Origin of the sequence: Streptomyces sp. SID5464 (genome assembly GCF_009862985.1) — a bacterium.
Taxonomy (GTDB): domain Bacteria; phylum Actinomycetota; class Actinomycetes; order Streptomycetales; family Streptomycetaceae; genus Streptomyces; species Streptomyces chartreusis_D.
The window spans coordinates 16,050-34,596 of the sequence record NZ_WWIQ01000079.1 but is presented as its reverse complement, the minus strand read 5'-3'; the positions used below and the strand labels follow the sequence as shown (position 1 = coordinate 34,596).

16 protein-coding genes are annotated in these 18,547 nt (G+C 72.6%); 12 read left to right on the top strand and 4 right to left on the bottom strand.

Annotated features, from left to right (window positions below; all coding sequences use genetic code 11):
- Positions 1 to 139 precede the first annotated feature (139 nt).
- From GTY47_RS39665 to GTY47_RS39635, 7 genes are all read left to right on the top strand, one after another.
- Positions 140 to 1,147, top strand: coding sequence for a hydroxyacid dehydrogenase (locus GTY47_RS39665; RefSeq protein ID WP_010042449.1), 1,008 nt, complete (start codon positions 140 to 142; stop codon positions 1,145 to 1,147).
- A 141-nt stretch (positions 1,148 to 1,288) separates the two neighbouring features.
- Positions 1,289 to 2,614 carry a radical SAM protein gene (locus GTY47_RS39660; RefSeq protein WP_010042448.1) on the top strand — a complete coding sequence of 442 codons (1,326 nt, stop codon included), beginning with the start codon at positions 1,289 to 1,291 and terminating at the stop codon, positions 2,612 to 2,614.
- Positions 2,615 to 2,850: 236 nt separating this feature from the next.
- Complete coding sequence (locus GTY47_RS39655) at positions 2,851 to 4,341, top strand: cellulose-binding domain-containing protein (RefSeq protein ID WP_010042447.1); 1,491 nt, start codon at positions 2,851 to 2,853, stop codon at positions 4,339 to 4,341.
- Positions 4,342 to 4,544: 203 nt separating this feature from the next.
- Positions 4,545 to 5,651, top strand: coding sequence for a ribosome small subunit-dependent GTPase A (gene rsgA, locus GTY47_RS39650; RefSeq protein ID WP_029181358.1), 1,107 nt, complete (start codon positions 4,545 to 4,547; stop codon positions 5,649 to 5,651).
- Positions 5,652 to 5,724: 73 nt separating this feature from the next.
- Entirely contained in the window at positions 5,725 to 5,973 is a 249-nt protein-coding gene (locus GTY47_RS39645; protein ID WP_010042443.1) for a hypothetical protein, read from the top strand.
- Between the two features lie 76 nt (positions 5,974 to 6,049).
- Positions 6,050 to 7,465 carry an AlkA N-terminal domain-containing protein gene (locus tag GTY47_RS39640; RefSeq protein ID WP_010042441.1) on the top strand — a complete coding sequence of 472 codons (1,416 nt, stop codon included), beginning with the start codon at positions 6,050 to 6,052 and terminating at the stop codon, positions 7,463 to 7,465.
- Positions 7,465 to 7,950: a methylated-DNA--[protein]-cysteine S-methyltransferase gene (locus GTY47_RS39635; protein ID WP_010042439.1), complete on the top strand. Its 486-nt coding sequence runs from the start codon at positions 7,465 to 7,467 to the stop codon at positions 7,948 to 7,950. Before GTY47_RS39640 ends, GTY47_RS39635 begins: the two co-directional genes overlap by 1 nt.
- A gap of 10 nt (positions 7,951 to 7,960) precedes the next feature.
- Here the strand turns inward: GTY47_RS39635 and GTY47_RS39630 are convergent, their stop codons facing one another.
- Positions 7,961 to 8,443, bottom strand: a complete 483-nt coding sequence (locus GTY47_RS39630; RefSeq protein ID WP_029181357.1) for a DUF456 domain-containing protein — start codon at positions 8,441 to 8,443, stop codon at positions 7,961 to 7,963.
- Positions 8,444 to 8,655: 212 nt separating this feature from the next.
- Here GTY47_RS39630 and GTY47_RS39625 point away from each other — a divergent pair, with 212 nt between their 5' ends.
- Positions 8,656 to 10,284, top strand: a complete 1,629-nt coding sequence (locus GTY47_RS39625) for a protein phosphatase 2C domain-containing protein (RefSeq protein WP_102514769.1) — start codon at positions 8,656 to 8,658, stop codon at positions 10,282 to 10,284.
- Between the two features lie 66 nt (positions 10,285 to 10,350).
- The gene (locus tag GTY47_RS39620; RefSeq protein ID WP_010042432.1) at positions 10,351 to 12,093 is read left to right on the top strand and encodes a pyruvate dehydrogenase; all 1,743 of its coding nucleotides are present in this window, start codon (positions 10,351 to 10,353) and stop codon (positions 12,091 to 12,093) included.
- A gap of 21 nt (positions 12,094 to 12,114) precedes the next feature.
- Here the strand turns inward: GTY47_RS39620 and GTY47_RS39615 are convergent, their stop codons facing one another.
- Positions 12,115 to 13,389: a helix-turn-helix transcriptional regulator gene (locus GTY47_RS39615; RefSeq protein ID WP_010042429.1), complete on the bottom strand. Its 1,275-nt coding sequence runs from the start codon at positions 13,387 to 13,389 to the stop codon at positions 12,115 to 12,117.
- Between the two features lie 233 nt (positions 13,390 to 13,622).
- Here GTY47_RS39615 and GTY47_RS39610 point away from each other — a divergent pair, with 233 nt between their 5' ends.
- Positions 13,623 to 14,237 (top strand): hypothetical protein, encoded by a 615-nt coding sequence (locus GTY47_RS39610; protein ID WP_010042427.1) that lies wholly within the window; start codon positions 13,623 to 13,625, stop codon positions 14,235 to 14,237.
- A gap of 431 nt (positions 14,238 to 14,668) precedes the next feature.
- Positions 14,669 to 15,151: an ATP-binding protein gene (locus GTY47_RS39605; RefSeq protein WP_202459193.1), complete on the top strand. Its 483-nt coding sequence runs from the start codon at positions 14,669 to 14,671 to the stop codon at positions 15,149 to 15,151.
- An 87-nt stretch (positions 15,152 to 15,238) separates the two neighbouring features.
- Here the strand turns inward: GTY47_RS39605 and GTY47_RS39600 are convergent, their stop codons facing one another.
- Both GTY47_RS39600 and GTY47_RS39595 read right to left on the bottom strand, forming a co-directional pair.
- The gene (locus GTY47_RS39600) at positions 15,239 to 16,279 is read right to left on the bottom strand and encodes a DUF2637 domain-containing protein (protein WP_010042423.1); all 1,041 of its coding nucleotides are present in this window, start codon (positions 16,277 to 16,279) and stop codon (positions 15,239 to 15,241) included.
- 313 nt (positions 16,280 to 16,592) lie between these two features.
- Complete coding sequence (locus GTY47_RS39595) at positions 16,593 to 17,444, bottom strand: (2Fe-2S)-binding protein (protein ID WP_010042422.1); 852 nt, start codon at positions 17,442 to 17,444, stop codon at positions 16,593 to 16,595.
- Positions 17,445 to 17,600: 156 nt separating this feature from the next.
- Here GTY47_RS39595 and GTY47_RS39590 point away from each other — a divergent pair, with 156 nt between their 5' ends.
- Complete coding sequence (locus GTY47_RS39590; RefSeq protein ID WP_010042419.1) at positions 17,601 to 18,422, top strand: GntR family transcriptional regulator; 822 nt, start codon at positions 17,601 to 17,603, stop codon at positions 18,420 to 18,422.
- Positions 18,423 to 18,547 lie beyond the last annotated feature (125 nt).

The following is an 18,547-nucleotide window of genomic DNA, read 5'->3' as shown; positions in this document are numbered from 1 at the left end:
CCCCGCCGGAACCTACCCCGGCGCCGTCCGTTGCCGCTGCCGCCCGCCCCGGTCTACCGTGGAGAGGCGGTAGAGAGCGTTTTCTACCAGTGTTCCGACGAGTCGCCCCAGCCCTTCTCCGAGCCGGAAGGTCACCTCCTTGAGCCAGCGCCCCCAGGCACTGTTCGCCATGACCGCCGAGAACGTGCCGCAGGTCTTCCCGCCCGAGGTGCTGGCCCGGCTGCGGGAGTCCGTGGACATCGATCCGGCGCTCGTGGCGCGGGACTTCACCGACCCGGGGGTGCGCGACGTGCTGGCCCGGACCGAGATCCTGGTGACCGGCTGGGGCTGTCCCCGGCTCGACGAGGCGGTCCTCGACGCGGCTCCCCGGCTGCGCGCCGTGCTGCACTCGGCAGGCTCGGTCAAGTCCTTCGCCACCCCCGAGATCTGGCGCCGCGGCATCGCCGTCTCCTCGGCCGCCGCCGCCAACGCGCTGCCGGTCGCCGAGTACACGCTCGCCATGATCCTGCTCGCCGGGAAGGACGTCCTCGCCGCCCGCGACCGGATGCGCGCCACCCGCACCTCCTCCGGCTGGGGTGTCGTCCCCGGCATCGGCAACTACGGCCGCAGCGTCGGGATCATCGGCGCCTCCCGCATCGGCCGCCGCGTCCTCGAACTGCTCCGCCCCTTCGACCTGCGGCCCGCCCTCACCGACCCGTACGTCGACGAGCGGGAGGCCGCCGCGCTCGGCGTCCCCCTGCTGCCGCTGGACGACCTGCTGCGCACGTCCGACATCGTCACCGTGCACGCCCCGGAGACGCCCGAGACCCACCACATGATCGGCCGCCGCGAACTGGCCCTGATGCCCGACGGGGCGGTACTGATCAACACCGCACGCGGCGCCCTGGTCGACCACGACGCCCTCGTGGCGGAACTGCGCGCCGGGCGCCTGAGCGCGATCCTCGACGTCACGGACCCCGAGCCGCTGCCCGCCGACTCGCCCCTCTACGACCTGCCCGGAGCCTTCGTCACCCCGCACCTCGCGGGCTCCCAGGGCAACGAGCTGGCCCGCCTCGGCCGGACGGTCGCGGAGGAGGCGGAACGGCTGCTGACCGGGGGGAAACCGGCGTACGCGGTCGACCTCGCGGCGCTGGAGCGCGCGGCCTGACGGCCGTGAAACGGTCGGATAAACCGTCAGGAAAACCAGTAAACGCGGCATTCTTCCGGCTCAGGGGGACCCGGTACCGGCCTCGCACACCCATGGGCATACCGTGAGGAGTCGTACGTCCGAACCGGGAGGAGAGACGGGATGGGCAGCGGCAGCCGTACCGCGCTGGTCGAGGATCTGATGGAGCGATTCCCGCACGTCCCGCGGGAGGCCGTCTTCAAGGAGGACCTGCTCCGGGGCGGCGTGGCCTTCGACCCGTCGGCGCTCAGCGACAACGAGGGCGGCGAGGTCAAGCCGAAGTCGTACTTCATCTTCTCCTTCGACCACAGCACCCTGCCCGAGCTGGGCGAGGCCGCGCTGCGCCGGCCGCCCGAGGAGATCATCCTCACCGGCGGCCCGTACGACCTGCGCCGGACCGTCGTCTCGGTGCGGGTGAACCCGTCCTCGCCGTACCGCGTCGCCGCCGACGAGGACGGCGTGCTCGGCCTCTACCTCGACGGCAAGCGGATCTCCGACGTCGGCGTGCCGCCGATGCCCGAGTACTACCGGCACACCCTCGCGAACGGGAAGTCGGTCATGGAGGTGGCCCCGACCATCCAGTGGGGCTACCTGATCTACCTGACCGTCTTCCGGGTCTGCCAGTACTTCGGCGCCAAGGAGGAGTGCCAGTACTGCGACATCAACCACAACTGGCGCCAGCACAAGGCCGCCGGGCGCCCGTACACCGGTGTGAAGGACGTCGAGGAGGTCCTGGAGGCCCTGGAGATCATCGACCGTTACGACACGGCGAAGGCCTCCACCGCCTACACCCTCACCGGCGGCGCCATCACCAAGACGGTCTCCGGCCGTGACGAGGCCGACTTCTACGGCCACTACGCCAAGGCCATCGAGGAGCGCTTCCCCGGCCGCTGGATCGGCAAGGTCGTGGCCCAGGCGCTGCCGCGCGACGACGTCCAGCGCTTCAAGGACTACGGCGTGCAGATCTACCACCCCAACTACGAGGTGTGGGACGAGTACCTCTTCAAGATGTACTGCCCGGGCAAGGAGCGCTACGTCGGCCGCGACGAGTGGCACAAGCGCATCCTCGACTCGGCCGAGATCTTCGGCGCGCGCAACGTCATCCCCAACTTCGTGGCGGGCGTGGAGATGGCCGAGCCGTTCGGCTTCAAGACGGTCGACGAGGCCATCGACTCGACCACCGAGGGCCTGCGCTTCTTCATGTCGCACGGCATCACGCCCCGCTTCACCACCTGGTGCCCGGAGCCCACGACGCCGCTGGGCAAGGCCAACCCCCAGGGCGCGCCGCTGGAGTACCACATCCGCCTGCTCCAGGCCTACCGGCAGACCATGGAGGACTTCGGCCTCTCCTCGCCCCCCGGCTACGGTCCCCCCGGCGCCGGCAACGCGGTCTTCTCCGTCAGCTCCTTCATGGACAGCCTGCCGGCGGACGAACCCACCGCTGTTTGATAACGCTTCGATGACGTCGTCCCTCATTGCGGTACGACGTTGAGTCACAGGGCGGCCGTGCCCGTACGGCATGCAAAGGCCGGAGCCGAGGGGGCCCCGCCGCCCTGTTCTGACATCTGAACAGGGCGCTTGTCAGTTGTGTGGGTGGCGTGAAAAGCTCTCTCCCTGCCGCGAGGTTCCCCCCAACTCCATTGCCGATGTGGTGAGTTGGCCTCGCTCGTGGATGCAGGAGACCCATGCCCGACCTGCCGACCCCTCAGGACGCCGCCGAGGCCGCGCTGTTCTCCGAGTGCTGGGACGCGGTCCTCGCGTACGCCGATCTGTGCACGTCCGGCTCCACCGCCGCCGCACAGCTGGGCCGCGAGGCGTTCGCGCAGGGCACGCGCGAGGCCCGTGCGGCCGAAACCGGCCCGGTCAGAAGCGCCGGCCGCCGCGCGGCCCGGCTGCCCCGGATACCCCTGCTGCTGACCGCCGTACGCACCACGGCCGCAGCCTGGGAAGAGGAGGGGCAGGGCCACAAGCTCGACCCCGACCTGCGCCTGTGGCTCAATTCGGACAAGGCCGCCCGCTACACCGGCCCGCCCCTGAAGCGCCCGCTCGCGCTGCGCGGCCTGCGCGACCTCCAGCAGGCCGACGCCGAACTGCTGTGGCTGGCCGAGGTGGAGGCGCTGCCGCTGTCCGTGGTCGCCCGCCGCCTGGGCCTCGACCCGGCCACCGCCGCCGACGAACTCCAGCAGGTGCGCACCCTGTTCCGGGACCGCTGCCACCGCAACCACCTCGACACCCCGATGGACGCCCGGTGCCGCAGCTACGCCCGGCTGCTGGACGCCGTCACCCGCTCCTCGGCCGCCGACGCCCCGGGCGACCTCTCCCGGCACCTCGCCACCTGCGTCCAGTGCGCCGAGGCCGCCGCCTGTCTGCGGCTGCACGGCGGCGGACTGCCCGGGGCACTGGCCGGCGGGGTGATCGGCTGGGGCGGCCTCGCCTACCTGGAGCGCCGCCGCCGCGCCGCCGAGGTACGGCTCGGCGCCGGCCGGCCCGACGCGGCGGACGAGGCGACGGGAGAACCGGAGGACGGGGAGCAGAAGGCACGCGTCGCCCGCAACGGCCTGCTCGTCGCCGCCGTCCTGGTCTCCGTCCTCGCGCTCGGCGTCTCGATGATGCCCTTCGGCGGCTCCGGCGACGACCTCGGGGCACGCGGCGACGCCGGCCGCCAGCCGGTGGCCGACCCCAACCCCGACCCGCCCCTGCCGTCCGCCCCCGACCTGCCTCCCGCGACCTCCAAGCCGGCCGACAACGCCACCGAGAACACGGGCAAGTCGGAGAAGCCCGCCAAGCCGGAGGGCAGGAGCCGCCACACGGAACCACAGGGCACCTCCGCCCCCACGGGAGACGACGAGAGCGAGAAGCCCACCTGCCGGGTCGAGTACGACCTGGTCAACCAGTGGCCCGACGGCTTCCAGGCCACCGTCACCGTCACCAGCAGCGAGCCCCTCGACTCCTGGCGCGTGTCCTGGTCCTTCCGCGACGGCCAGCAGGTCGGCCAGATGTGGGACGCCTCCGTCTCCCAGGACGGCTCCCGCGTCACCGCCACCGCCGCCGACTACAACAAGTCGGTCCCCGCGGGCGGCGACCTGGCCTTCGGCTTCCTGTCCTCCTGGCACGGCAAGAACTCCCCGCCGTACGACTTCACACTGAACGGCCAGGACTGCGCGAAAAGCAGTTGACGCGACTGAGCCGTGACGGGATAGCGTGACGGCGGTTCCACGAAGACCCGAGTCTCACGAAGAGCCGAGGACCGAGGAGGTGTTGACCGATGGCTGTCATTGCGATGAGCGCTGCCCGCATCCAGTTCATCAAGTCCACCTCCGTGGCCGCCGGCTGATCCGACCGACTGTCGGGCCGGGGCCGACCTCGGAAAGGGTCACCCTTGACTTCCAGCTCTGCCGCATCCGTTTCCTCCGCGCTCGCTCCCTACGGCTGGGACGACGCGTGGGCGGACGAATTCGCCCCGTACGACACCGAAGGACTCCTGCCCGGACGCGTGATCCGGGTCGACCGGGGGCAGTGCGACGTCGTCACCGCCGACGGCGTACTGCGGGCCGACACCGCCTTCGTCACGCCGCACGACCCGATGCGGGTCGTCTGCACCGGCGACTGGGTCGCCGTCGAACCCGGCGGGAACCCGCGCTACGTCCGCGCGTACCTGCCGCGCCGCACGGCGTTCGTCCGCTCCACCTCCTCCAAGCGGTCCGAGGGACAGATCCTCGCGGCCAACGTCGACCACGCCATCGTCGCCGTGCCCCTCGCCGGCGAGCTCGACCTCGGCCGTATCGAGCGGTTCCTGGCGCTCGCCTGGGAGTCCGGGGCGCAGCCCGTCGTCGTCCTCACCAAGGCCGACCTCGTGCCGGACACCGGCACCGTCGCCCACCTCGTCCAGGACGTGGAGACCAGCGCGCCCGGCGTGCCCGTGGTGCCGGTCAGTGCCGTCGACGGGGACGGGCTGGACGTGGTCGCGGCCATCGTCGGCGGGGGGACGTCCGTGCTGCTCGGGCAGTCCGGCGCGGGCAAGTCGACCCTCGCCAACGCGCTGCTCGGCGAGGACGTCATGGCCGTCCAGGCCACCCGGGACGTCGACGGCAAGGGCCGGCACACCACGACCACCCGCAACCTGCTCGCGCTGCCCGGCGGGGGCGTCCTGATCGACACGCCCGGACTGCGGGGCGTGGGGCTCTGGGACGCCGAGACCGGCGTCGGGCAGGTGTTCTCCGAGATCGAGGAACTGGCCGAGCGGTGCCGCTTCCACGACTGCGCGCACGAGGCCGAGCCGGGCTGTGCCGTGCTGGCGGCCGTCGAGGACGGCGACCTGCCGGAGCGGCGGCTGCACAGCTACCGCAAGCTCCTGCGGGAGAACCAGCGCATCGTCGCCAAGACGGACGCCCGGCTCCGCGCCGAGATCCGCAAGGACTGGAAGCGCAAGGGCGCGATCGGAAGGGCCGCGATGGAGGCGAAGCGCGGACCGCACTGGCGTTCGTAGCCGGCGCGCGGCCGACCGGATATGATCAACGGCCGCCCGAGGGGCGGTCGCATGTTCGGATCAAGGGGGCGGCATGCGTTTCAAGGCTCTCGGTGTGGTCGCCGCCGCGCAGAACTGGCAGGCGGTGAGCGGCGGCGCGGTGAGCAGCAACTTCGGCAGCAACGTGGACTGCGCGAGGTCCACGCTCAACCCCGGCTTCACCCGCGGATGCCTCGCGCCGACCGTCCGTGTCGGCAACGAGTCCATCTGCGTGGTGGCCGGCCGGCTGCGGCTCAACGGAGTCGACGACTGGTACTACGACACCCAGTTCTACGTCCCGTAGCACCGGGAGCGGCCTCCGGAGCGTCGTGTCCGATTTCCGCCAGCGGCAGGCCCGCCGACGGCGGAGACTGGACACCGTGAGGGACGAGGACACGAGGGAAGACCCCAGGTACGAAGCCGTACGCAGTCGTGACGGGCGTTTCGACGGCGCCTTCTTCTTCGCCGTCGAGACGACCGGCATCTACTGCCGGCCGAGCTGCCCCGCGGTCACCCCGAAGCGGGCCAACGTACGGTTCTTCGCCACGGCCGCCGCCGCGCAGGGCGCGGGCTTCCGGGCCTGCCGGCGGTGCCGCCCGGACGCCGTGCCCGGCTCCGCCGAGTGGAACGTCCGCGCGGACGTGGTGGGCCGGGCCATGCGGCTGATCGCCGACGGCGTGGTCGACCGCGAGGGCGTCGCCGGGCTCGCCGGACGGCTCGGCTACAGCGCACGGCAGGTGCAGCGGCAGCTCACCGCGGAACTCGGCGCCGGGCCCGTCGCGCTCGCCCGGGCCCAGCGGGCCCACACCGCCCGCGTCCTGGTGCAGACCACCGACCTGCCGATCACCGAGATCGCGTTCGCCTCGGGCTTCGCCAGCGTGCGGCAGTTCAACGACACCGTCCGGGCCGTGTACGCGTCGACCCCGAGCGAGCTGCGCGCCGCCGCCGCACCGAAGAGCGGCCGGGCCCGACGCACGGCCACCCCGAACGCCGGCATCCCGCTCCGGCTCGCCCACCGCGGCCCCTACCAGGCCGGCCCCGTCTTCGACCTGCTGGAACGCGAGGCCGTGCCCGGAATCGAAGAGGTCGGCGGCCCGCCCGGCGCGCGCACCTACCGGCGTACGCTCCGCCTCCCGTACGGCACCGGCATCGTCGCCGTCGACGAACGCCCCCGCACCGCCAAGGCCAGGTCCGGAGCCCACCCGGGAGGCTGGCTCGACGCCCGGCTGCACCTCACCGACCCCCGCGACCTCACCACCGCCGTGCAGCGGCTGCGGCGGCAGTTCGACCTCGACGCCGACCCCTACGCCGTCGACGAGCGCCTCGGCGCCGACCCGGACCTCGCACCCCTGGTCGCCGCCCGGCCCGGCCTGCGCTCGCCGGGCACCGCCGACCCGGAGGAACTCGCGGTACGCGCACTGGTCGGCAGGGCCGAGGCGGAACGGCTCGTACGGCGGTACGGCAAGGCCCTCGACGCCCCCTGTGGCAGCCTCACCCACCTCTTCCCCGAGCCGGCCGTCCTCGCCGGCTCCGAACCCGGCGGCACCCTCGGCGCGCTCACCGCCGCCCTCGCCGACCACGCCGTACGCCTGGACCCGGGCGCCGACCGGGACGACGCGCAGGACGCCCTGCGGGCGGTGCCCGGCCTGGACGCCCGCACGATCGCCGAGATCCGCACCCGCGCCCTCGGCGACCCCGACGTGGCCCCACCCGGCGCCGACGTCCCCGACACTTGGCGCCCCTGGCGCTCGTACGCCCTGAACCACCTGCGCGCAGCAGGGAAGTGGGAGTTGTGATGACCTCGACGTACTGGACGAACGTGGCCTCCCCCCTCGGGTCGCTGCTCCTCACCGCCGCCCCGGACGGCGCGCTGACCTCGCTGTCCGTGCCCGGGCAGAAGGGCGGACGCGTGGTGCAGGACGACTGGCGGCAGGACCGGGGGTTGTTCCGCGAGGCCGAGGAGCAGCTCGCCGCCTACTTCGCCGGGGAACTGAAGGAATTCCGGCTGACCTGGCGCACCGACGGCTCCGTCTTCCGGGAGAAGGTCTGGGCCGCGCTGGACGACATCCCGTACGGCTCGACCGTGACCTACGGCGAGATCGCCGCGCGCATCGGAGCGCCCAGGGCGGCCGTACGGGCCGTCGGCGGGGCGATCGGCGCCAATCCGCTGCTGGTCGTCCGACCGTGCCACCGGGTGATCGGGGCCGACGGGACACTGACCGGCTATGCGGGCGGCCTGGAGCGCAAGGTACGGCTGCTGACGCACGAAGGGGTGCTGTGAGCGTGCGCTCTCACGCCCCGAAAACGGCCCCCACCCATGCCGCCGCGATCAGCTGGCAGGTGAACAGTTCCACCAGCACGCTGGAACCGCCCGAGCGCATCGCCGTGCGCACGGTCGCGACGGCCTCGGCGTGGCGGCCGAGGCGGAGGCGTTCGGCGAGGTAGATGCCGGCCAGGAAACCGGGGATCGCGCCGATGACGGGGAGCAGGACGAAGCCGAGGGTGGATCCCGCCCCGGCGTAGGCCAGCATGCGCTGGGTGGCGCCGCTCGCCCGCAGCCGCCGGGGAGGCAGGGCCCAGCGCACTCCCTGGGAGACCAGCATCAGGACCGTGGCTCCCACCAGGATCCACCAGGCGACGGGCTGCGGGTCCTTGAGCGCCCACCACATGACCGCGGCCCACACCAGCAACGAACCGGGCACCGCGGGCAGCAGCACTCCGCACAGACCGAACAGGATGACCAGCCCGACCAGCAGGAGGTCCCACACTCCCATCTCACCAGACTGCCGGAACACGGGAGAAGGTGCAGGTCACAAGCGTAGTCGTGGTCCAGACCCGCAGGTCAGCCGCTCGTGGCCGCCGGGACGTCGCCATATCGCATGACCGTTCTACGGCTCACTCGACGCGCCGTTCGTGGTGCCGTGAGAGGCCGGTTTTTTCCACAAGCCCCGTTTTCATCCGGCCCGTGCGGTGGACAATCAGGGGCATGAGCCAGCAGGGGGGAAGGCCCACCGGTCCCGAGGACGACTGGTGGGGGCACTTGTACGACGACTCCACCGGCGACACGGGCCCCACACCCGCACCCGATTCCCTCGACGACCGCTTCGCCTCGGCGGCGGGGGCGGTGGGCGACCGGGGCGTTCCCGTCTCCGAGCCGGTGGTTCCGGCGCCTCGGGCCGGTGCCGACGACCTCATGGACAGCCCACGTGCCTCCGGTCCGTCACCACGGCGCGCCCCCTGGGAACCACCGCCGGCACGGCCCACCGGACCGGTGACTTTCCCGACGGCTTTCCCGACCGCGGGGCCAGGGCAGGGACGAGAGCGGACGCCCACGGATGGTGCGGTCGCACCGGCCGGGCCCGGCAGCCCCTCGGACAGTCCGGGGGAGACTCCCGGGACGACGATCCCGGCCTCGGGGACGTCCTCCGACCCACCGACGGTCCCCCCGCCCCCCTCGGCCCCTCCCTTCCGGCCGAGCCCCGAGGCCCGCTCCAGCACGGCCGGCGCCCCGCCCAGGGGTCCCACCACGGGGCCGACAGCCGAGTCCTGCCCCGGCGGGACCGTGTCCCCCGCCCCGGCCGATCCGCCGCCCGCCGATCTCCCGCCCGAGCAACCCGAACCCAGGTTCGAGCGCCCCGCGTCCTCCCCCCGGCCCCGCGGCCACGTCGGCTCGCGGCCGCCCACCTACGACGCCGAACCGACGGCCCTGCCGCTCGCCGACCCCGACGACCTGGACGACCTCGTCGCGGACACCGTGCTCGACGGAGCCCGGTACGGGGCCTGCACGTTGCGGGCCGTGTCCGTACGGGGGGACTCCGCGCGGTACCGGGGGGAGCCGCGGCGGGACTCGTTGCTGACCGCGCGGTTCGGCACCGGCGAGCGTGCGTTGCTGCTGGTGGCGATGGCGACCGGGGCCCGGGCCACGCCGGGGGCGCACCGGGCCGCCGCAGAGGCCTGTCACTGGATCGGGCGGGCCGTCGGGCGCAGTCACGCTCGGCTCGTGGAGGACATAAGGGCGGGGCGGCGCGGCGACCTCAAGTCCGGGCTGCACCGCCTCACCGACCGCAGCCTCGGCAAGCTCCGCGCCAGCGCCGCCGAACAGGGCGTCGCCCCGGAGGAGTACGCGGCCGGCCTGCGCTGTCTGCTGCTGTCCGCCGACCCCGAGTGCCGTACGCGTGTCTTCTTCGGCGTCGGGCCCGGCGGGCTGTTCCGGTTGCGGGACGGCGAGTGGCAGGACATCGAACCGCAGGTCCCCGAGGTCAAGGGCGAACCCGTCGTGGGGTTCGGATCGCCGCCCGCCGAGACCCCCGAGGGCGACCGGCTCACCATGGACCTCGGCATCCCGACCCCGCCCAGCCCCTACGAACCGGCCCCGGAACCACCCCGCGAACCCTTCCGTTTCCGTACCTCCGTCGCCCGCCCGGGTGACACGCTCCTCGTGTGCAGCGGCGGCCTCGCCGACCCGCTGCGCGGCGAACCCGAACTGGGCGACTACCTCGCCGAGCGGTGGTCCCGCCCCGAGCCGCCCGGACTCGCCGCGTTCCTCGCGGACTCCCAAGTACGGGTCAAGGGTTACGCGGACGACCGTACGGCCGCGGCCGTTTGGGAGGCGTGACGGCTTCCCGTGTGACTTGATGGAACCCGGAGGGATCCCCGGAGACCGAAGGGGCAGACGAGAGACATGGCCAAACAGAACGTCGCGGAACAGTTCGTCGACATCCTGACCCGCGCCGGAGTCAAACGCCTCTACGGAGTCGTCGGCGACAGCCTCAACCCGGTCGTCGACGCCGTACGCCGCAACTCCGCCATCGACTGGATCCACGTCCGGCACGAGGAGACCGCCGCCTTCGCCGCCGGGGCGGAAGCCCAGATCACCGGCAAGCTCGCCGCCTGCGCCGGCTCCTGCGGGCCCGGCAACCTCCATCTCATCAACGGCCTCTACGACGCCCACCGCTCCATGGCCCCGGTCCTCGCCCTCGCCTCCCACATCCCGTCCAGCGAGATCGGCCTCGGCTACTTCCAGGAGACCCACCCCGACCAGCTGTTCCGTGAGTGCAGCCACTACAGCGAGCTGATCTCCAGCCCGAAGCAGATGCCCCGGCTGCTCCAGACCGCCATCCAGAACGCCGTCGGCCGCTCCGGCGTCAGCGTCGTCTCCCTGCCCGGCGACATCGCCGCCGAACCCGCCCCGGAGAAGGCCGCCGAGACCGCCCTCGTCACCTCCCGGCCGACGGTCCGCCCCGGCGACGCCGAGATCGACCGGCTCGTCGAAATGATCGACGAAGCCGACAGGATCACCCTGTTCTGCGGCAGCGGCACGGCCGGTGCGCACGCCGAGGTCATGGAGTTCGCCGGGAAGGTCAAGTCCCCGGTGGGGCACGCGCTGCGCGGCAAGGAGTGGATCCAGTACGACAATCCGTTCGACGTCGGCATGAGCGGGCTGCTCGGGTACGGCGCCGCCTACGAGGCCACCCACGAGTGCGACCTGCTGATCCTGCTCGGCACCGACTTCCCGTACAACGCCTTCCTCCCCGACGACGTGAAGATCGCCCAGGTCGACGTCCGGCCCGAACACCTCGGCCGCCGCTCGAAACTGGACCTCGCGGTGTGGGGCGACGTACGGGAGACGCTGCGCTGCCTGACCCCGCGCGTGAAGGAGAAGAAGAACCGCCGCTTCCTCGAACGGATGCTGAAGAAGCACGCCGACGCGCTGGAGGGGGTGGTGAAGGCGTACACCCGCAAGGTCGACAAGCACGTGCCGATCCACCCCGAGTACGTGGCGTCCGTACTCGACGAAGTCGCCTCCGACGACGCTGTCTTCACCGTCGACACCGGCATGTGCAACGTCTGGGCCGCCCGCTACATCTCACCCAACGGCCGCCGCCGCGTCATCGGCTCCTTCTCCCACGGCTCGATGGCCAACGCGCTGCCCATGGCGATCGGCGCACAGTTCACCGACCGGAGGCGGCAGGTCGTGTCGATGTCCGGCGACGGGGGCTTCTCCATGCTGATGGGCGACTTCCTGACGCTGGTGCAGTACGACCTCCCCGTCAAGGTCGTCCTCTTCAACAACTCCTCCCTCGGCATGGTCGAGTTGGAGATGCTGGTCGCCGGACTCCCGTCCTACGGCACCACCAACAAGAACCCCGACTTCGCCGCCGTCGCCCGCGCCTGCGGTGCCCACGGGGTACGCGTCGAGAAGCCCAAGGACCTCGCCGGGGCGTTGAAGGACGCCTTCAAGCACAAGGGACCGGCCCTCGTCGACGTCGTCACCGACCCCAACGCCCTGTCCATCCCGCCGAAGATCAAGGCGGAGATGGTGACCGGGTTCGCCCTGTCCGCCTCCAAGATGGTGCTGGACGGCGGCGTCGGCCGGATGGTCCAGATGGCCCGCTCCAACCTGCGCAACGTGCCCCGGCTCTAGGGGTGGCCGGTCCCTGGAGCGCTAGCGGTAGGGCGTCCACCGGCGTGCCGAGGTGTCGTACATGTACCGGGGCAGTTCCTTGATGCCGCTGGTGCGGAACGGGCGGCCGGCGTCGTCGATGCGGACGGTGCCCCTGCGGCCCTGGGAGGACCACTCCAGCTCCAGGAACCAGCGGCAGTCGCACGTCCCGGTCCGGGCGGTCACCAGCAGCACCTCGGGGTCCCGCGCGGAGACGCGGTACGGCATGCGCACCGCCGGGATCGGTGTGCCGGCATCGTTCCCGGCGACCGCGCGGGCGATGGGGCGGTCCATGTCCAGGTTCACGTCGAAGTGGCGCGGGGTGATCGAACCGCCGCAGCCCTGGTCCATGGCGTAGGCGTTGCCCTGCGCGGGCGCCGTACGCCCCACGACGCGCACGCGCAGCGCCTCCAGGACGACGGCCGTGTCCGTTCGCCCCTGTACGGACAGTTCGACGAGCGTCTCGCCGCCGTGCACCGCGGCCTGCGTGGCCGCCCAGGTGCCCGCGTCCTGCGGTGCCGGGGGTGGGGGCACCTGCTCCGGTGGCTTGGCTATGACGTAGTCGTGCCCGCAGCCGAGCTTCCAGGCCTGGGAGTTGGCGGACCAGGTGAGGGGTGTGCCGGGGGTCGCTCCGCCGGCGCCGGTGGGCGGGCCGGCACCCGGGGTGGAGGGTGCGGGGGACGGTTTCTTCTTCGGGGTGGCGGAGGGGGAAGGCCGCTCGCCGGTGGGGGAACTGCTCGGAGGGGTGGGTGAGGGGCTGTCCCGGTTCGGTGCCCCGGCTTCCGTCGTGCCGGTCGGGGCGGGCCCGGCCGTACGGACACGGTCGTCGGACGACCGCCGCCCGTCCGGGAGCGCGGACAGGCTCCCGAGCGTCGCGAGCAACGCGCAGGCAGCGGCCAGACCGACCGCGACGCGTCTGCGGCGGTACCAGGGGCGGGTCGTCGGCCCGGCCTCCCGGTCGCTGTCCGGGCCCGGTACGGCGACCGGGTCACCCGCCGCGGTCTCCGTACGCGGCCGCCTGCGTGCCGCCACCGCCAGGAGCCAGCGGCGGTGGAGTTCCAGGCGTTCCTCCGCAGTCGCCCCGCAGAGGGCCGCGAAACGCTCCACGGGGGCGAAGTCGAGGGGGACCGCCTCGCCCGCGCAGTAGCGGTGCAGGGTCGAGGTGTTCATGTTCAGGCGGCGGGCCAGTGAGCCGTAACTGCGGTCCGTGCGCTCCTTCAGCGCCCGCAGCAGCGCCGCGAACTCCCCGACGTCGTCGACGTCCTCCTGTACCGACACCGTTCCCCCGTCCTCGTGCGGTCCGACCCGGCCCGGAGGGCATCCCAGGCACCCCACGTACCTGCACGTCAAACGGGCTGGGATGGTTCCACCGCGCCGGATCGGGCGCGGGCTGTTGCGCCCGCCTGCTGTGACCGCTGATGCTCTTGGTGCCGCACCGACCAGGGCCGGGCCGACCAACCGGCGTCGCGGCGGCATCCGACATCCACGCATTCACCCACGGGGGGACACCCATGCCCATGCGCACCCGAGCAGGAGCGCTCACCGCCCTCACCGTCGCCGCCCTCGCGGCCGGCACGGTCCTCACGGCACCGCCGGCCGGCGCCGCACCGAAGGCCTCGCCCAGGTTCCTGTCGGCCTCCGAACTGCCGCCGCACCCGACCTCGGGCTGGACCGCCGGACCGGTCACCGACGGGTTCCCGGAGGAGCTCGGCTCCTGCCTGGCGGAGCTGCCCGGATACGACTACCGGCACCGGGCGTTCCGCACCGAGCTGGAGACCAGCGCCGTACAGGTCACCGTCGTGACCGGCTCCGCCGCCAAGGCCAAGGCCCTCGCCAAGCGCTTCGACGACGCGGTCCGCACCTGCGCCGACCGTATCGAGGAGTCCTCACCGGACGTCCGGGCCGAGGGCCGGGACTACGGCTCGCTGCCGGTCGAGGAGGGCGCCCGCGTCCGCGGACTGCACACCGAGACGTCCTGGGGGGCCACGGACATCGCGCTGCTGTCCGTCGGACGGGACGGCAGGACCGTCACCGTCGTGGAGTGGGGACAGATGGGCGACTTCGACGACGCGCCCGTGGCCGCCTTCAAGAAGACGACGACCACCGCCGTCGACAAGTTGTACTGACCGGGCGGCCACCAAGGAAAGGACCGGGGCCGTCCTCCCGTCACGGGGGTGGGGAGGGCGGCCCCGTACCGGCCGGGAACCCCGGGAGGACCGTCGTACTTCGGCCAACTTCACCAGGCCGGCGGGCACCGGGACCAGCAGCCCCACGCCTTCGCCGCGTACGGAAGGATCGGCAGCCGGCCATCGGCAGTTCGTCCGATCTCCGGCGGTCAGGATCCGCGGCGGGGCGCCCACCGGCTACCCTCTTGTCCCCTTCCTCCGCGCCGCCGTACGGCTCAGGGCCCCGCCGCCCGGCCCGCCGGTCCCGGCCGGATGGCCGAACACCCGGTCGTTGACGAACCGACATGACTGCCACGTGCCCGACGGGGCATGGATCCCCGTGAACGTGTTCGAGCAGGAGGGGAACCGACATCGGCGCGCGGGCGGGGGTCATGGAGAGGCAGGCACGAGGAGGCGGTCCCATAACGATCGGGGCCTTCTCGGCGAAGACGGTGGAGGACAAGTCCGAAGACGTCACGGAGCAGGCGGCGGCGCCTCAGTTGAGGCGCAGGCTCGGGCGGGCGGACCTACGGGCCGTGCCGGAGGCGCGCCGGGCCCTGCGAGAGCTGCTCGGGCAGTGGGGGAGGACCGCACGATCGGACGTCGCGGAACTGCTCACCAGCGAACTCGTCACCAACGCGATCGTCCACACCGACCACGACGCGGTCCTGACGGCCACCGTCGGACCCCGTGGACTACGGGTGGAGGTACGGGACTTCGTGGCCCGCAGACCCCGGCTGCGCGTACCGGTCGCCGACGACGGTACGAACGGCAGAGGCCTGTTCCTGGTGCAGTCCCTCGCGGACGCCTGGGGCGTCAGGGCGCACGGAGTGGGCAAGGCCGTCTGGTTCGAGCTGGAGACCGAGGCGGCGTGAACGGAGCAGCGCGGAGAGAGGGGAACGGCGAAAGGGGCGCGGCCCGCAGGCCACGCCCCTTCCCGGCGCTTTCTCTGCGCGGCTCGGTCAGCCGAACTGCTGCTCCAGGTCCTTGAGTTTGCGCTCCAGGGAGTCGAGACGCGGCAGAGCCTGCGTGTCGTCCTCCGCGGTGAGATCGACGGTCACCGGGTCAGCTCCGTGACGAACGGGCTGAAGGGAGGGACGCGAGCGGACGGGCAGTTGTTCCGGCGCGGATATGGCAGGCTCCGCGGAGACCTGCGAGGAGCCGCGCTCCACCTGCACCTCCAGCTGCCGGCCGCCACCACGGCCGAAGTGGCCGCGGTGACCGCGGCTGATCGCCTTCAACTGGGCGCGCTCCACGCGCTGCTGGTCGCGCCGCCGCTGCCGGGCCTCGTCCTTCTTGCGCTTGTCGTCGCGCACCTCGTCGACGGCCTCGTCCAGGCTGCGCACACCCTCCAGAAGCATCAGCGACCAGGCCTTGTACGTCTCCCGGGGGGCCCGCAGCCAGCGCACGATGCGGATCTGCGGCAGCGGGCGCGGCACCAGGCCCTGCTCGCGCAGGGCGGCCCGGCGGGTCTGCTTCAGCGCACGGTCGAAGAGGACCGCCGCCGAGAGGGACATGCCGGCGAAGAAGTGGGGGGCGCCGTCGTGGCCGACGCCCCTGGGCGCGTGCACCCAGTTGAACCAGGCCGCGGCGAGCGCGAACGTCCATACCAGTATCCGCGAACCGAGCGCCGCGTCACCGTGGCTGGCCTCGCGCACCGCGAGCACGGAGCAGAACATCGCCGCGCCGTCCAGGCCGAACGGGACGAGGTACTGCCAGCCGTCGGAGAGGCCGAGGTTCTGCTCGCCGAAGCCGACCAGGCCGTGGAAGGAGAGCGCGGCGGCGACGGCCGCGCAGCAGAACAGAAGGACGTAGGAGACGGTGCCGTAGAGGGCCTCCTTGCGTCTGCGACGCTCCTCGCTGCGCTCCCAGGAATCGTCCGCGCTCGTGTCCTTGACCGAGGAGCGCTTGCCGCGCGCGAGCACCGCCACCGCCGCCAGCATGCCCAGGAGAAGCACGGCGCCCGGAAGCAGCCAGTTCAGCGATATGTCGGTCAGTCTCATCTGGGTGGTCCCTTGCATTGGGATAGGGCGTAACGCCCGCCATAGTGGCCCAATCCCACCGGCCCTCAGGGGGTTTCGGGGCAAGAGGCCGCCAAGGAAGTGCAAGGGATTGCCCAGGGCGACATTCTGCTCGAACTGCCGCTTGAGGGGCGAGAGTTGAGTTCGAAGAAGACTACCCGCACGGGTGGTTCCCCGGAAAGTTCCCGTGACACGTGAGGAAGTTGTGAATCGGCTGCGGGCATGTGGGTGGCCGGTTCGGTGATGATCTTACCGGGGAGGCGGGGGTGCTCCGTCCGTGTCTGCCCGGGGTTGCTCAACCGGCCGTGGCCAGCAGCTTGGTGACCCGGTCGGCGTCACACGTGCGCGGGCAGGTGGCGCAGGTGTCCTCGGGGCGCAGGGTGTAGAACATGCAGCAGCTCGCGCGGTCCCGGGTGCGCAGCGGCTCGCCGCCGGGGCCGGTCAGCTCGCGGAAGGCCGCCGTGCCCACGTACGGCTTGGTCGCGCCCGGCAGGAGCAGCTCCAGCTCGCGCATCGCGCGCCGCTCCTCGATCTCGCCGAGCAGCTGGGCGACGTACCAGAGCCCCTCGACGATCTCGTCCGTCGCCATACCCCACAGGGCCCGGCCGCGGCGCCGCATCCGGGGTCCGAAACCGGCCAGGACCGGCTCCAGGTGCTCCGCGACCGCCGACCGCACCTCGGCCCGCAGCGCCTCCTCGTCCGGGACGACCCGGGCGCCGGGCAGCGCGGCTGCCTCGTCGCCGGGCAGGCAGGCGAAGCCGGCCGGGCGGACGGCCAGGTGGCCGACGGGGTGGGCGGGGGCGGTGCGGTCGTACGAGACGTGCGTCACCGGGTAGCGGGGTACGCGGCGGTGCAGGAACCAGGGGACGGTGATCAGGAGGCAGGCGGGCCAGGCGTACCGGTGCAGGCCGAAGCTGGCGATCACGTCGGGCCGTGCCTGGCGGTCGTAGTCCCGGCGGATCTGGGCGTCGTCCCAGGACAGGAAGGCGTCGAGGCCGGGGCCGGCTTCCGCGAGCGCGGCGGCGGTGGTCCAGTTGCCGCCCTGGGGGGTCTCGTCCGCGGCGGTCAGTTCGGTGATGGCCAGCCCCGGGATGACCTCGGCCAGACGGGCGTACGCGCCGGAGAGGGCCGAAGGGGGCAGGGGCATGTGATCACCGGTCCACGTGGGTCGTTTGAAGGTAAGGCTTACCTTACCGAAGATCGCTGGGATTTGAACTGGCGGCCGGTGCGCTTATGGTGCTTGACGGACGAGTAACAACCCGCCGTAATGACCCCAAGTACCGATACGTCCGGAGGAGGAGCCGTGAAGCAGGGCGCGCAGGGCTCCGCCGGGGCGGGGGTGCCGAGGGGGGAGGTGCCGGAGGGCCAGGTCCGGGTGCCGCGGCAGCCCGGGGTGGCGGACGCGGGTCGGGTGAGGCCCGGAGCCGGTGCCGAGGTGGTGCGAGGTGAGCACACGCACAGTGAGCCGGTCCCGCCGGCTGCTTTGCGGGGGCGGGCCGTCGTTCAGCGGTCCTCGGTGCGCGGGCAGATCGTGGATGCGCTGCGGGCCGCGCTGGTGGCCGGGGAGCTGAGGCCCGGGGAGGTGTACTCGGCGCCGGTGCTGGGCGAGCGGTTCGGGGTCTCGGCGACGCCGGTGCGGGAGGCCATGCAGCAGCTGGCCCTGGAGGGTGCCGTCGAGGTCGTGCCGAACCGTGGGTTCCGGGTGGTCGAGCGGGGAGCGCGGGAACTGGCGGAGCTGGCCGAGGTGCGGGCGCTGATCGAGGTGCCGGTGATGCTGCGGCTGGCCCGGACGGTGTCGGCGGAGCGCTGGGCCGAGCTGCGTCCCCTCGCCGAGGCGACGGTCCGCGCGGCGTCCTCCGGCTGCCGCGCGACCTACGCGGAGTCCGACCGGGGGTTCCACCGGGCGGTGCTGTCCCTGTCCGGGAACGAGCAGCTGGTCCAGATCGCGGAGGACCTGCACCGGCGGGCGCAGTGGCCCCTGGTGGGGAGCGGGCCGGGGATGCGGGGCCGGGCCGATCTGGTGGCGGACGCGCATGAACACACGGCGTTGCTGGACGCGTTGATCGCCCAGGACCTCGAGGTCGTGCGGGCGCTGGTGGGGGAGCACTTCGCGGGTGCCGGCTGAGCGCGCGTCTGCGCCTGCGGCCGGCTTGTGCGTGGGGGCCGCGCCGGAGGGTGTCCGACCGCTGCGCCCCAGCTGCGGGCAGTCGTGCTGCCAAGGGCGGCACGGGTGGGCGCAGCGGCACCCCG